Raw genomic sequence first — 14,088 nt, 5'->3', positions numbered from 1 at the left:
GCGCTAGTCACACCGTCGCCGCGGTCCCCGCCCCCGCCGGAACTCCCGTCTTCAGCACGCTCACTGGTTTCCCGGTCGTCGGCTTCGCTGTCAGGACCACGCGTCCATCGCGGATTTCTTCCAGCGTCTTGATGATCCTTTCACAGCCGAGCGCCACGACGGCGACGACCGCGAACACACCTGCAGCAATGGCAACCAAAGCGCCACCGTTGTCGGCAAAGACCAGCAGCACCGCGAGCGCCATGAGCCATGCGGCGATTCCAACGCAGACCAGGAACATTCGCATAACAATTCTCCACAAAGACAGGTACTGAAAAATGCCCGGACCCCTCACCGGGTTCCGGGGGAGAAATGCAGGGAAACCCCGCTCACTGCGCGTGCGACGGGACGCACGTGGCGCTCGACCGCCAGCGTTGTTCGGGCCCCGCGACCGTGGAACAATCGGGCGCATTGCCCACGACGACATTCCCCCTTCTTTGCAGCGAGATCCCGCCATGCGCCTCAATGTAAACGGCAAAGACCTTGACCTCGGCAACATCGATGAAACGACCCCGCTGCTGTGGGTGCTCCGGGATCAGCTGAACCTGGTTGGCACAAAGTACGGCTGTGGCGTCGCGCAGTGCGGAGCCTGCACCGTGCACCTCAACGGCGCACCCACGCGTTCGTGCGTGCTGCCGGTCTCCGCGGTCGCTGGTCAGAAAGTGACCACCATCGAAGGACTCGCCGCCGGCGGCAAGCTCACTGCGGTGCAGGCAGCCTGGGTCGAACATGACGTCGCTCAGTGCGGTTACTGCCAGGCCGGCCAGATCATGTCGGCCACCGCGCTGCTCAATCGCAATCCGAAGCCGACCGACGCCGATATCGATGCCGCGATGAGCGGCAACATCTGCCGCTGCGGCACGTACCAGCGGATTCGTAAAGCCATTCACGCCGCGGCCGGCAACACGCACGAGTGAGGTGCATCATGAGCGCAGTCGAACAATCGGTTCTCGCCGACAGCCCGTCCCGCGAACTCATGCAAGCCGCGGAGCAGCGCGCCGGTGCGCTGCCGTCGCTGGATCGCAGATCCTTCCTCAAGATTTCGGGCATGGCCGGCGGCGGTCTGCTGCTCGCTTTCCACGTCGGCAGCGAAGCGCTCGCCAATGGCGCGCCGAAGGGCTTCGTACCGAACGCCTTCGTGCGTATCGCGCCGGATGGGACGATCGTCATCTACTCCAAGGGACCGGAGATCGGGCAGGGCATCAAGACTGCGTTCCCGATGATCGTTGCCGAGGAACTGGACGCCGATTGGGCGCGAGTCAAAGTCGAACAGGCTGCGGTCAACCCGACAGTCTTCGGTCGCCAGAGTGCCGGCGGTTCGCGCTCGATTCCGATGGCGTGGGATCAGCTGCGCCGTGCGGGCGCCACGGCACGCGCGATGCTCGTCGCCGCAGCCGCGAAAGAATGGGGCGTTCCCGAATCGGAAATCACGACTTCGAGCAGCGTTGCATCGCATGCCGCGAGCAATCGTTCGCTCGGCTATGGTGATCTCGCCGGCAAGGCAGCCGACCTGCCGGTGCCGGATGCGAAGGCCCTCAAACTGAAAGACCGCAAGGATTTCAAACTGCTCGGCAAGCGCATCACCGGCGTCGAGAACGTCGAGGTCGTGACCGGCAAGCCGCTCTTCGGTATCGACCAGGTCGTCCCTGGCATGCAGATCGCCGTGTTCGAGAAGTGCCCGGCGGTGGGCGGCAAAGTGCAGTCGGCGAATCTCGATGAGATCAAGAAGCTGCCCGGCGTCACCAATGCGTTCATCGTCGAAGGCAACGGCAAGCCCACCGAAGTGATGCCCGGCGTTGCGATTCTCGCGAGCTCCACCTGGGCCGCTTTCAGCGCGAAGCGTCAGCTGAAAATCACATGGGACGAATCCAGCGCGTCGAAGGACAGCTGGAGCAAGTCGGTCGAGGACGCGAAGAAGCTCGCGAGCTCGCAGGGACCGGAATCCCTGAAGGCTGTCGGCGATTTCGACAAGGCGCTGGCGAACGCAAGCGTTGCCGAAGGCTTCTACACCTATCCGTTCGTGTCGCATGCACCGCTCGAGCCTCAGAACTGCACGGCGTCCTTCAAGGACGGCGCGGTCGAGATCTGGGCTCCTTCGCAGACGGCCGATGCAGCGTTGCGCCTCGTCGCTGGAACGTTGGGCATCCCCGTCGAGAAGGTGACGATTCATCAGACTCGCGTCGGCGGCGGCTTCGGTCGGCGCCTGATGAACGACTACGTCTGTGAAGCCGCGTGGATCTCGAGACAGGCCGGCGTTCCGGTCAAGCTGCAGTGGACGCGCGAAGACGACATGCATCACGACTTCTATCGCGTCGGCGGCTTCCACTCCTTCAAGGGCGGTGTTGATTCCGACGGCAAGCTCGTCGCGTGGCAGGATCACTTCATCACGTTCACGCAGGATGGCGAAAAGCCCGCGCTCGCCGGACAGATGTCGGGTGATGAATTCCCGTCGTTGCTCGTGCCGAACGTTCGCATCACCCAGTCGAAGCTGCCGCTCGCGACGCCAACTGGCTGGTGGCGCGCCCCGGGATCGTGCGCGCTCGCGTTTGCGATCCAGTCGTTCCTGCACGAGTGCTCGGTCTCGGCCAAGCGCGATCACCTGCAGTTCCTGATCGATCTCATGGGCGAACCGCGCTGGCTCGCACCGAAGAACGAGTTTGCGTTGAACACCGAACGGGCAGTGGCTGTGATCAAGCTGGCTGCGCAGAAAGGCGGCTGGGGCAGGAAGATGCCCAAAGGCAGCGGCCTCGGCCTCGCTTTCCATTTCAGTCATGCCGGCCACTTCGCGGAAGTTGCGGAAGTGAGCGTCGATGCGAATCGCAAGCTGACCGTGCATCGAGTGACGGTGGCGGGAGACGTCGGTCCGATCGTCAACATGAGCGGCGCGGAGAACCAGGTCGAAGGCTCCGTCATCGACGGCTTCAGCACGATGGGCCTCGAGATCTCGATCGAGAACGGCCGCATTCAGCAGAACAATTTCGACAGTTACCCGCTGCTGCGAATTGCCAAGGCGCCGAAGGTCGAAACGCATTTCATCCAGAGCGATTACTCGCCCACGGGTGTTGGCGAGCCGGCCTTGCCGCCTGTCGCACCGGCGATCTGCAACGCGATCTTCGCGGCGACCGGGCATCGCGTGCGGACGCTGCCGCTGTCGAAGGAAGGATTCAGTGTCTGAAGAAGTGAATAGCGGTTGGCGGTTAGCGGTTAGTCAGAGCGGACAAGGACACTGATCACGATGCGTCTGAACGCGCCCCGGATTGCGCCGCTGGCGGAACAGGAATGGAGTGATGAGCAGCGCGAGCTGCTCACTCGCGGCAATCCGGCGCGCGTGCTGAACATTTTCAAGACGCTCGTCCGGCATCCGGATCTCTACAAGCGCTGGACGCCGTTCGGCAATCACATCCTGTTCAAGTCATCGCTGCCGGCGCGGGATCGCGAGATCGCGATTCTTCGCGTCGGGCATCTGTGTCGATCCGGCTATGAATTCCATCAGCACACCCGCGTCGGCAAGGCGGCAGGTCTCTCGGACGCAGAGATCGAGAAAACGAAGATCGGGGCAGCGGCGGAAGGATGGACAGATGCTGAGCGCACGCTCCTGCAAGCGACCGATGAGCTGCATGGGGATTCATTCATCACCGACGCAACGTGGTCAGCGCTGGTGAAGCATTACAACGAGAAACAGGTCATCGACCTCGTCTTCACCGTCGGCCAGTACACGATGGTGTCGATGGCGCTGAACACGTTCGGCGTGCAGATCGAGGACGCGGGCTGAGGCACGTAGCCGGAGCCGGAACGGAGCCCGGATTTTCCACGGGGAGCACGGGGGAACACGGGGAAAGACAATTTCTTTGAAAGAACTCTTTCTGACCCCGTGGTGCCGCGTGCTCCCCGTGGAAAATCTTCTGTCTCCTCTTACTTCCCCCTCTTGGGGGGCATCAGCACCATCGGTAGCAGCTCGGCAATGATGCGGCGCATCGCTTTGCGTTCGCGGCCCATCATCGAACCGATGCTGTCGCCGATCACTGCATCGCCGAACGCAGCCAGGGTCACCAGCAACGAGGCTGAGGTGATGCGTTCATGCACGTCGCCGTGGGCATCGTCCGCACCCCGTTCGACATTGCGGATATAGGTCCGCACGACTTCGCCGACGGGCTCGAGCTTGTCCGATTCCCCCGAGAGCACGATCCACGCCGCCAGGCGTCCCGCTCCGCCCTTGTCGAAGACCTCGAAGACGATGTCGACGAAATCCTGCTCGCTGCCCTCGCCGGCCCGAAAGCGCTCGACGGCCTTCTCCAGGACCGATGTGAGCTCCCGGACCATTTCCCCCATCAGGGCGGATTGCAGGCCGCCGGCCGATCCGAAATGGTGGATCAGGTTGGTGTGGCTCATGCCCAGGTCGGCGGCGACGGCCTGAAGCGTAATGGCATCAGGGCCTTCCGCGATCAGCAGACGTCGCGCTGATTCCAGCGCCAGGGCCCGGGCTTCCTCGGGGGTCCGGCGGATGCGTTTCGTGAGCTGCTTTTTCTGGGTAGCCACTATTGACAACAATCTCAATAAGAATTTAGATGCCTGCGGTCCGCATCGCTTCCGATCCCCGCCCGAGGCTCGTTTATGGCAAGTGCAACCACACCCGCCGATCTCACGATCACGCCCCGCAAACTGAACGTGGAGCGCGATGGTACCAATCCCCGCTGGTGGCACGGCGGCGATCCGGTGGCGACCGCCTTCTTCAATGCGCTTTCAGTGACGTTCCCGCAAGGAGAAACGTTCTTCATCGAGGCGGTGCGCCGTTATCGCGATGAAGTCGATCCCGTCCTGAAGGAGCAGATCAACGCGTTCGTGCAGCAGGAAGCCATGCATACGCGCGAGCACGTGGTCTTCAACAAGCTCGTCAAAGGCGCGGGCTACGACACCACCGCGATGGACGCACACACCCGGATGCGGCTGGATCTGGCCCGTACGCGGCACCCGATCGGGCAGCTCGCGATGACGGTGGCCCTGGAGCACTTCACCGCGATCATGGCGCATTCGCTGCTCGTCGACCGCGATCCCCTGCCGGGCGCGCCCGCGGACGTACGCAAGCTGTGGCAATGGCATGCGATCGAGGAAATCGAACATAAGAGCGTCGCTTACGACACTTATCTCGCCGTGACGAAGAACATGCCGGCCTGGCGCCGCTACTTCATCCGCTGCAAGGTGATGCTGCTGATCAGCATCCAGTTCTGGAGTTCGAATCGCCGTCACATGGCGGACTTCTTCCGCCAGGACGGCATCAACAAGCCGGGCACCTGGTGGCGCGTCCTGAAATTCCACTTCGTGAAGCCGGGCATGCTGCGCAAGATCTTCGGTGCGTACATGAGTTTCTATCGCCCCGGGTTCCATCCCTGGGAGCACGATGACCGCCCGCTCATCGCGGGCATCGAAGAGAAGCTCGCGACCTGAATCCACGCTTTCTCATCGCACAAAGAAAAAGGGCTCACATGAAGTGAGCCCTTTTCATTTCATCGACGTTCGTCCGACGAAATCAATCGCCCTCCGACAGCATTCGCTCCGTCTCTTCCGAAGAAAGGGGCACGCCGGGTCGCGCATTGGGCCGGCGGCCTGATGCACGGGCTTCGCCCATCTCGACGCGTCCGTTGAAGAAAGCACCTTCGACGATGCCGACCTTCGGAGCAAAGATGTTGCCGGTCAGCTCGCCGGTGGCGTGCACGACGACCGCCTCGGTCGCATGCAGGTCGCCTTCCACTTTGCCGTCGATCGTGATGTGGCGGGCGTGGATGTTGCCGACCACGGAGCCGTCGGTGCCGATCGTGACGCTCTGCGTGTGATTGATCGAGCCCTCGAGCTGGCCCTGCAGGATGAAGTCTTCTTCCGCGCTCAGTTCGCCCTTGAAACGCAGCGTCGGGCCGAGAACGGCGATCGCCTTCTGTTCGCTCTGCCGCGGCGGCGGGACGGCGAAGGAAGGTTGCGGCTGGATCCGCGTCGCCTCGTTGTCGGCGCGGGTGTCCAGAATCAGATTGCGCATGCTATTTCTCCTCAGTATCCGGTCAAAGAGTGACACGCTCGTCCTGCAGCTTGTTTAGCCGCCGTTCGTCCCTGTGCGCGTGGCGCGCGGATTGGCCTGGGCCGCGCGAGAACCCATGTCCACGGCGCCGTTGAAGTTCGAACCTTCCACGAGGCACACGGACGGCGCGCGGATGTTGCCGCGGAGATTGCCGGACTGATCGACGTACACAGACTTGCCTGCCTGCAGGTCACCCTCGACGGTTCCTTCGACCTTGATGATCTGCGCGCTGATGCTGGCTTTGACGTTGCCTTCAGTGCCGATCGTCACGCGCTGGGTGTGATGAATCGTTCCTTCGATGGAGCCTTGAATCAACAGATCCTCGTCAGCCGAGAGTTCGCCCTTGAACTTCAGGCTGCGCGGCAGGATCGACATCCGCTCGGAAGCGGTATCGTATGGATTGCTCATACCTGTCACTCCTTGCTTTCTTGATAGACGTCTCGCGAATCGCGAGCCGAGCGGCACTCTACGCAGCGACGCGGAATGCACAGCGAGAACGGCATCACAGTTCATCCCGGACAGTGCGCGCCGTCACAAGCCGTTCATGCGATTGCATCGGTTCCCTGAATGCGTGAACGACAACTGTTAAACCGCAGCGGCGCGGCCGCACCGAAATATCGCCAACGTGACCGAATTTGTCAGTCGGGAGGGGAACTCTTTAACGCAGGTGGTCGATCGATGGACGTCGCCGATGAGCGAAGCGCGGCGCAAAAGCAACGCTTTCGACTCAACCTCCAGGCGGTCTCGTGCGTTTACACAGCAGGAAATCGTGACGGAGATATTCCTGCATGAAGTCGCTACGACACACTTTCATTTTCCTTGCCGCTGCTGTCGCGCTCGGTGGATGTGTGAGCACCCCGAGCACCAAAGCACTGATTACTCCGATCGGCGCGGTGGGCGTGTACTCATTCGCACCGACCGAAAAGCGATCTCCGGATGAGATGAAGGCGGCGCGCCAGGCTGAACAGCGGCTCGCCCGCATGAACCGGGAAGAGGCAGAAAACACTGCCCCAAACAACTAGCCTGAATCGATAAGACCAGGACCCCGGGCAAGACCGGGCAAGACCTTGGGCGCCAGATCGCCCTCCGGCGCCCGCTCGAAGGGCTGGAAGAATAGTCAGTTCGACCGCACGGGCGTTGCGAATGGCGCACGGCCCGCGCACGCGGTATATGACTGATCGAGAGGCCTCCGTTCAGCTGGCGGCTGGCCCATAAGACAACAGTTCCACCGCTCATCGTTCAGCGGACCGAAGTCATGAAGGGAGTCGATCGCGATCCTCTGCCGCGATCGCCGCGACCTGTGCGGCGAACCGTCGGCTGGGTCGTGCTCGGGATCGGCGCGATCCTTCTGGCAACACTCGCCATCGCGCACCTTCCGCCGATGCGTGCATATGTTCTCGCGCAGATCGTCGACATCGCGCGCGCCCATGGCCTGATACTGCGAGCCAGCGCTCTGACATACAACGTGCTTACGTTGTCAGGGACTCTGGAAAACCTCTCCATCGCCGGTGTTGCTACGCCCGACGAGCCCTTCTTCAGCACTGAACGCGTCTCTGTCGGCCTGGGCCCTCAGATCCTTCTCGGCGAAGTGCGCATTCGCGAGGTCGCGCTGCGACTACCGACGCTTTCGATTCACGAACGCAACGGGTCGACCAACCTCCCCAGGTTCGGGGAGAGCGCGGATGAGAAAGGCGATCTCTGGATTCCCACGCTCGATATCGAAGGGCTCGACGTTGTCATCGAACGCGAGTCTCATCGCTACGAGGTACGAGGCGTCCGGCTCGCTGTGACAGCGCACGAAGGCGGCCGGGAAGCCACCGGACGAATCGAAGCGCGGGGTGGCTTGGTCGTCGATCTCGAGACTCTGCGCCAGGATCTGACGTCCGTCGAAGCCGACCTGACATTCGATGGTACGAAGCTTTCGATCGCCCAGTTTCGCGCCATCGGCGCGGGGACTCATCTGACCGGCAACGGCTTCGCCGAAGTCGCAGGCGATCATCCCGAACTCGATCTGCGCCTCGAGGGGACGAGCGATCTTGCGACCTGGAGGACAGATAAGACACCTGAACCGCTGGCCGGCGTGCTGACACTATCTGGCCGGGTGCGCGGTGCGCTCGTCGACCCCGCTGCCGAGCTCCATGGGTCCGGTCGCGATCTCACATGGGCGCATTACGCGGCGAGCGAGGCGGAACTCGCCGGCGCATGGCATTCGGGAACGGTTGAGGTGGAACGCCTGCGGGTACGAATCGCAGGAGGCGAGTTGCAGGCGACCGGGTCAATCGATACGGGCGCAACGAGCCGCGTCAGTACCGAATGGAAGACGCTGGATCTTCGACAGCTCATCGCAACGCACGGCGAACGCCGCCCGTTGCCGAGCACCGGAACAGCAGAGCTTCGATGGACAGCGGCCACTGCGGGAGAGCCGCCGCAAATACACCTGCGGCTGGACGCCGCAGCCGGTGCAGCAGGCGAAGTCGTCGACATCGACATCGATGCCGTGCCGCGAGGCTCGCTGACAGATATCGCGCTGACGGCGAGCAGCGAGAGTGCCTGGAACGCGAAGCTCACGGCAGAACTCGGAATGAAGGCTCTCGGCGCGGAGGCCAATGCGTGGCGCGACGCTCCGGTTCACGGGCGAGTGGCGTTGAACGTTACGGATGTTGGGGCAGCCCTCGAGCGAATTCAGGCCTGGGGCATTCCGCTCGATCCTGTCGATGCCTCGACAACGTCCGGCACCGCCAGGCTCGAGGGAACGCTGAACGGAACGCTCGGTGCGTTGCAGATCGACGGCCACCTCAAAGCCCCGGGGCTGCGGGTCGACCCGTGGCCAAACGCCGATCTGGAAGCACAGTTCGCCGCGAATCTGGGCGATGCAACGTCAACCGGCACGCTTCGACTGAACTCCGCGCTGTCCGCTGCGAAACAGGCTGGCGTGCAAGGTGACCTGATTGCATCAGCGAGCTGGGCCGGACCCATCGCGGCGCCCAAGGGCCGCATTGCGATGCGGGGACAGCGACTCGCCTTCGACGGTAACCCCATCGGAAACGCATCTTTCGACGCCCGCTTCTCGAAAGAGAGCATCGATGTCGAGCGATTGCAGCTCGTGCAGCCGCAGGGAGGTCGCCTCGACGCATCCGCTCGGTACACGTTCGCCTCGAAGGAACTGTCGCTCCGGGGCTCGGGAGAGAACCTCACGGCTCGCTGGGTCGCGGACGACGGTGGCGTCGCGCGGATCAACGACACGTCGCTGCGCATCGATATCGATGGCACGCTCGATCGCCCGAAAGGAATCGCATCACTGACGATCAGCAGCGCCGAGCTGCGCAGTCAGCGAGTCGGCCCGCTGCATGCGAACGTCGACCTGTCGGATCGCATCGTGAACCTTCACCTGCGCGAGTCCACCTTTGGATTGAATGTCGATGGCCAGATCGCAACGCGCGAACCCTACGCGTTCAATGGCCAGGGCCGGGTCCGGAGAGCGTCGATCGCCGGGATGCTCGCTGCGGCCGGTGTGCCTGCTGACGTCGCCGGTCAGGTCGACGGTGACATCTCATTCCGTGGCGCGGCCGACGACCTTCTTGCGACATCCGTAGGCGTCGAGGCTTCGCTGTCGGATGCATCGCTGGAAGGCGTTCCGATCCATGTCGAATCGCCGCTTCGTGCGCGGCTCGACAACGCACGGCTGCAACTGGACGAGGCGACCGCGAAGATCGGTGACGTCGCAATGCGCATGTCCGCCGATTTCGGGCTACGCAAGCCGGACGGCCATGCATCGCTGACGCTCGAGGGTGATCTTGCATCGCTGCGACCCATCGCCTCGGCCGCGCAAGGGCACGATCCATTCACTGTCGATGGCCGCATCTCGAGCGCAATGCAATTGCAGCGATCGTCGTCCGGACTGGCCTTGCGAGGCAACCTGTCGGCGCCCGAGCTGGCAATCTCGCACAAAGATGCCGCCCTCCTGAGAGACGCAGAGTTGCGAGTGGACTTCACTGGATCGCGCGCCGCGATCACGGAATTTCGCGGTACGACGAACGATGGCGAAGCTCATGCCACGGGCCGCATTCCTCTGAGCTGGGCGAACGACTGGTTGCCGGCAGGCTGGAAGTTCGTCGCGGACGGTTCGAACGAACCCGCAACGCTCGACGCCAGAGCCGCTCTCGCATGGGCGCCCGCTTCCGACGACGAGACCAAAGAGCAGGTTCGTTCGAGCGCCAACGTGGACGTGGCGGCGCATCTCGTTGCATTGCAGCCGTCACTGCAGGCGCTGCAGGGAGAAGTCCGGATCGAGAGCGGTCGCATCGCGAGTCGCAGCGAAGAACTCGTGCAGGCGGAACCGACCATCGTGCGAATCGCCGGTGGCGAAGCGACACTGCAACAGCTTCGATGGCAAGGCACCGGCAACGAAGTCACTGGTCACGGCCGCGTCGCACTCACGCCGGACGGCACTCACGATCTGACGCTGGATCTGCAGGCGGATCTCAGTCTGCTCGAGGCGATCGCGAGCCGCGGAATGACCGGCCGCGTCTCGGGCCGCGTCGCGCTCAATGGTTCTGCAGCCGATCCGCGCCTGACGGCCAACATCGCTCTCGACGATGCCGACTGGGCGATTCCCGAATCGCGGCTGATGCTGTCCGATTGGTCCGGACATTTGCGCCTGGGCGACCGGAACCTGGAGATCGATCAGCTCGCGGGAAACCTCAACGGCGGTGCAGTGAAGATCGACGGCCGCATCGATCTGTCCAGCCAGACACCCAAAGGGCGCATCAGTCTCGATGCACAGGATGTGATGCTCGACTATCCGCGCGGACTCTACAGCCAGACCTCGACCTCCCTGGTCTGGCAGCCAGTCGACGGCGTATCGACCATTGCCGGCAATGCGACGATCACCGCGAATCGCTACACCGAGCCGATCACGCGCATCCTCGAAATGGTCGACGCGCTCACCACCGAAGACTACTCCGACGAATCCACCCTGCCCGAATGGTTCGCAGCCACGCGACTGGACGTCGGCGTCCAGACGACCGATCCGGTCGTCATCGACAACAGCGCTGGCGATATCGAGCTGATTCCCGATCTGCGCCTCGTCGGCACGATCGAGGCGCCAGCGCTGACAGGGCGAATCGATACGCTCGATGGCGGACGCATTCGCCTGGGCGGCCGCTCGTACGAATTGCGCGCCAGCTCCCTGCACTTCTCGCCCGCGGAGGGTCTGCAGCCGACGCTCGATGTCATAGGCGAAACCAAGATCGACAAGTACGACGTGACGTTGCGCATCAGCGGTACGGCCGGCCGGATCGAGACGTCCTACAGCTCATCGCCGCCGCTCAGCGAACGGGACCTGAAATCGCTGATCGTCACGGGTTCGGTGGAATCGACGCGGGGTGGTGTCGAAGACTCCAATCAATTCGCGCTCGCGGCAGCATCCAACGACATCCTCGGCTTCGCGGGCAAGTTCGTCGGCCTCGACTCAGTGAGCATCGGCACGGCGGACCTCGATCTCGTTTCCAAGAACCTGGACTCCGCGCAGCATGTCACGGTCTCGAAATCGCTCGGGCGCACATTCACCCTGATCCTTTCCGACAATCTCGAGACCGGCGCACTGACGTGGGTGCTCGACTGGAAGCCGTGGCCCAACTATCAGTTCCGCGCGGCCTCGGTCGAAGACACGGAACGCAGCCTCGAATTCCGGCGCACGGTTCTGTTCGGTCCTGGCGGACGGGCGCCGACGGCGACGGCGTCACGAACCTCGACACGGCAACGCAAGGTCAGTGACGTCACGTTCGGCGGCACTCCCGGCTTTCCCGTCGAAGAACTGAGCCGCGGCCTGAAGCTGAAATCCGGCAGCACATTCGACGTCCGGCGCTGGACCGAGGATCGTTCGCATCTCGAAACGTTCTATCGCGATCGCAGCTACCAGCGCGTTCGCATCATTCCCACGCGGAAGGAAACCGTCGCGGGCGATGGTGCGTCGAATGTCGCCCTCGACTACCAGATCCAGCGCGGTCCACTGACGGTGCTGGAGTTCCCGGCGGACAAGCTGCCGAAGGCCGGCATGGAAGCCATGAACAACGTGTGGCGCAGTATTCCGGTCGCGCAGATCCTGAAAGACCAGTTCGCGCGAACAGCACGCCAGCAGTTCGCCGAGCGCAACTACCTTCAGGCGAAGGTGGACGTCGAAATCGTTTCCGACACTCCCGATCTCGCCAAGGCCATCGTCCGCATCGAGAGAGGACCGCAGACCTCGAAGCTGCGGCTGAACTGGCAAGGCAACGAGGCCGTTTCCAGCGCCGATCTGAATGCGCTCGCCGACACGCAGACCGGTCCGACGAGCGTCTGGGTCGATCCCGACTCGGTGTTGCGAATCGTGCGAGGCCGATACGCACGACTCGGGTATCTCGATACGAAAGTGAAAGCGGGCAAACCGACTTTCGACGGCAGTTCGGCCGTATTGCCGATCGAAATCGTGGAAGGCCCGCAGACGCTCGTGTCTAGGGTTGAAATCAAGGGAGCCGATCCAGCACGCCGCGACGCCGCATTGGCGGCGCTGAATCTTCCAGTCGGTGCTCCGTTTGGTTCGGCCGCCGTGAACGAAGGCCGTCAACGGCTCAAGCGCTACTACATGCGGCTGGGCTATCGCGACGCGACTGTCGATATAAAGACGGCACACGACAAGCCGAACTCGCGGGTCGCACTCAACGTCATCGTCAAAGAAGGTGCGCAGCAGGTCATCGAGGATGTCCGCATCGTCGGCGCGGAGACCACATCGTCGAAGCTCGTGACGCAGGCGGTGACTCTGAAAGCGGGTGATATCGCCGGACAGGATGCCCTGGAGAAGACGCGGCAGAACCTGTACGACATCGGCTCGTTCCGGCAGGTCAGCGTCGACTTCGAACCGTCGAGCGTCGATCACGCAGGCAACCAGCAATCCGTGCTTGCGTGGGTGCGCACTGAAGAGCCGCGCCGATACCAGTTCAGATACGGTCTCGAAGTGTCCACCGGCGCGGAAATCGCCGGCGTCAGCGACGACACCTTGTCCTATGGTGTGTCGGCGGACCTGACCGATCGGAACTTCCTGGGTCGCGCGATGGAAGCGAGCCTGGGTGGCCAATGGACACCCGATCTCGGTGCGTTGTCAGCGCTGTTCTCCGCTCCCCGCTCGTTCGGCTGGCCCATTCGCACCAGCATCTATCTCAGCGGTCGCGATGAGAGCGCGCATTCGCAAGGCATTACGCTCGATCATCTTCAACACGACTTCTCCATCGAACAGCGCTGGCAGTGGACACCGAACATCGAGCTCACCTGGGCGTATGACTACAACTACGACGACGTGCACTTTTCCGACGGCACCACCGAGTTGAATACCTCGGGCAACCTCGCCGGCCCGTCGATCGCCGCGATCATCGATCATCGCGACAGTGCGTTCGACGCAACGCGCGGCTGGTACAGCAGCTTGAGTCTTCAGCTGGGCACGGAGTGGCTGGGATCCGATCTCGGCTACTACCGGTTTCTGTGGCGGCAATCGCAGCTCTTCTCATGGGGACCGGTGACGTTCGCGGCCGGCACCCGATTCGGTACCGTCCACGGCTATTCGGGCACGGCGCCGCTTTCGGCAATCGATCTGTTCTTCACGGCTGGCGGCACGAATTCGGTTCGCGGCTACTCCGAAGGCTCGCTCTCCGCGGTGAGCGTCGGAGAGCTCGAGCTCGGTGGAACTCAGCTCGTCGTGCTCAATACCGAAGCCCGGTTCCCGATCTGGGGGCCGGTCAGCGGTGTCGCGTTCGTCGATGCCGGCAACACGTTCGCACGTTTCGAAGACATCGCCTTCAACGATCTCGCAGTGGGCGCGGGCATTGGCCTTCGCATTCGCACGCCACTGGCGCCGCTGCGACTCGATTTCGGCTATCCGCTGACGACCGGTTTCGGGGATGAGAAGGTGCATGTGCATTTTTCGGTGGGGCAGATGTTCTGAGAACAGCCGGCTG

The 14,088-nt window shown here is 62.9% G+C and carries 10 protein-coding genes; 6 read left to right on the top strand and 4 right to left on the bottom strand.

The window, feature by feature from the left end; all coding sequences use genetic code 11:
• Positions 1-7: 7 nt before the first annotated feature.
• Positions 8-286, bottom strand: coding sequence for a hypothetical protein (locus HNQ60_RS11950; protein ID WP_184332043.1), 279 nt, complete (start codon positions 284-286; stop codon positions 8-10).
• 208 nt (positions 287-494) lie between these two features.
• Between HNQ60_RS11950 and HNQ60_RS11945 the strand changes: the two genes are divergently transcribed.
• From HNQ60_RS11945 to HNQ60_RS11935, 3 genes are read left to right on the top strand one after another with little or no spacing between them, the layout of a single operon-like run.
• Positions 495-956: a (2Fe-2S)-binding protein gene (locus HNQ60_RS11945; protein WP_184332041.1), complete on the top strand. Its 462-nt coding sequence runs from the start codon at positions 495-497 to the stop codon at positions 954-956.
• 8 nt (positions 957-964) lie between these two features.
• The gene (locus HNQ60_RS11940) at positions 965-3,214 is read left to right on the top strand and encodes a xanthine dehydrogenase family protein molybdopterin-binding subunit (RefSeq protein WP_221304162.1); all 2,250 of its coding nucleotides are present in this window, start codon (positions 965-967) and stop codon (positions 3,212-3,214) included.
• 60 nt (positions 3,215-3,274) lie between these two features.
• Positions 3,275-3,811 carry a carboxymuconolactone decarboxylase family protein gene (locus tag HNQ60_RS11935; protein ID WP_184332039.1) on the top strand — a complete coding sequence of 179 codons (537 nt, stop codon included), beginning with the start codon at positions 3,275-3,277 and terminating at the stop codon, positions 3,809-3,811.
• Between the two features lie 140 nt (positions 3,812-3,951).
• Here the strand turns inward: HNQ60_RS11935 and HNQ60_RS11930 are convergent, their stop codons facing one another.
• Positions 3,952-4,575, bottom strand: coding sequence for a TetR/AcrR family transcriptional regulator (locus HNQ60_RS11930; RefSeq protein WP_221304161.1), 624 nt, complete (start codon positions 4,573-4,575; stop codon positions 3,952-3,954).
• 75 nt (positions 4,576-4,650) lie between these two features.
• On the opposite strand from HNQ60_RS11930, the gene HNQ60_RS11925 reads away from it, so the two are divergent.
• Positions 4,651-5,481, top strand: coding sequence for a metal-dependent hydrolase (locus HNQ60_RS11925; protein WP_184332037.1), 831 nt, complete (start codon positions 4,651-4,653; stop codon positions 5,479-5,481).
• Between the two features lie 82 nt (positions 5,482-5,563).
• On the opposite strand, the gene HNQ60_RS11920 is transcribed toward HNQ60_RS11925, so the two are convergent.
• Together HNQ60_RS11920 and HNQ60_RS11915 are read right to left on the bottom strand one after the other, a co-directional pair.
• Entirely contained in the window at positions 5,564-6,064 is a 501-nt protein-coding gene (locus tag HNQ60_RS11920) for a bactofilin family protein (RefSeq protein ID WP_184332035.1), read from the bottom strand.
• Positions 6,065-6,118: 54 nt separating this feature from the next.
• A complete protein-coding gene (locus tag HNQ60_RS11915; protein ID WP_184332033.1) occupies positions 6,119-6,511 on the bottom strand; it encodes a bactofilin family protein in 393 nt (130 codons plus the stop codon).
• Between the two features lie 380 nt (positions 6,512-6,891).
• Here HNQ60_RS11915 and HNQ60_RS11910 point away from each other — a divergent pair, with 380 nt between their 5' ends.
• Together HNQ60_RS11910 and HNQ60_RS11905 are read left to right on the top strand one after the other, a co-directional pair.
• A complete protein-coding gene (locus HNQ60_RS11910) occupies positions 6,892-7,125 on the top strand; it encodes a hypothetical protein (RefSeq protein ID WP_184332031.1) in 234 nt (77 codons plus the stop codon).
• A gap of 233 nt (positions 7,126-7,358) precedes the next feature.
• The gene (locus HNQ60_RS11905) at positions 7,359-14,075 is read left to right on the top strand and encodes a translocation/assembly module TamB domain-containing protein (RefSeq protein ID WP_184332029.1); all 6,717 of its coding nucleotides are present in this window, start codon (positions 7,359-7,361) and stop codon (positions 14,073-14,075) included.
• Positions 14,076-14,088 lie beyond the last annotated feature (13 nt).

It is taken from the genome of Povalibacter uvarum (assembly GCF_014202975.1).
Lineage (GTDB): Bacteria > Pseudomonadota > Gammaproteobacteria > Steroidobacterales > Steroidobacteraceae > Steroidobacter > Steroidobacter uvarum.
This window is presented reverse-complemented; position numbering and strand designations above follow the sequence as displayed.

What these genes read in the sequence shown, in the direction of transcription:
- HNQ60_RS11950 (WP_184332043.1), bottom strand. Translation starts at nt 286, where the DNA reads ATGCGAATGTTCCTGGTCTGCGTTGGAATCGCCGCATGGCTCATGGCG.
- HNQ60_RS11945 (WP_184332041.1), top strand. Translation starts at nt 495, where the DNA reads ATGCGCCTCAATGTAAACGGCAAAGACCTTGACCTCGGCAACATCGAT.
- HNQ60_RS11940 (WP_221304162.1), top strand. Translation starts at nt 965, where the DNA reads ATGAGCGCAGTCGAACAATCGGTTCTCGCCGACAGCCCGTCCCGCGAA.
- HNQ60_RS11935 (WP_184332039.1), top strand. Translation starts at nt 3,275, where the DNA reads ATGCGTCTGAACGCGCCCCGGATTGCGCCGCTGGCGGAACAGGAATGG.
- HNQ60_RS11925 (WP_184332037.1), top strand. Translation starts at nt 4,651, where the DNA reads ATGGCAAGTGCAACCACACCCGCCGATCTCACGATCACGCCCCGCAAA.
- HNQ60_RS11920 (WP_184332035.1), bottom strand. Translation starts at nt 6,064, where the DNA reads ATGCGCAATCTGATTCTGGACACCCGCGCCGACAACGAGGCGACGCGG.
- HNQ60_RS11915 (WP_184332033.1), bottom strand. Translation starts at nt 6,511, where the DNA reads ATGAGCAATCCATACGATACCGCTTCCGAGCGGATGTCGATCCTGCCG.
- HNQ60_RS11910 (WP_184332031.1), top strand. Translation starts at nt 6,892, where the DNA reads ATGAAGTCGCTACGACACACTTTCATTTTCCTTGCCGCTGCTGTCGCG.
- HNQ60_RS11905 (WP_184332029.1), top strand. Translation starts at nt 7,359, where the DNA reads ATGAAGGGAGTCGATCGCGATCCTCTGCCGCGATCGCCGCGACCTGTG.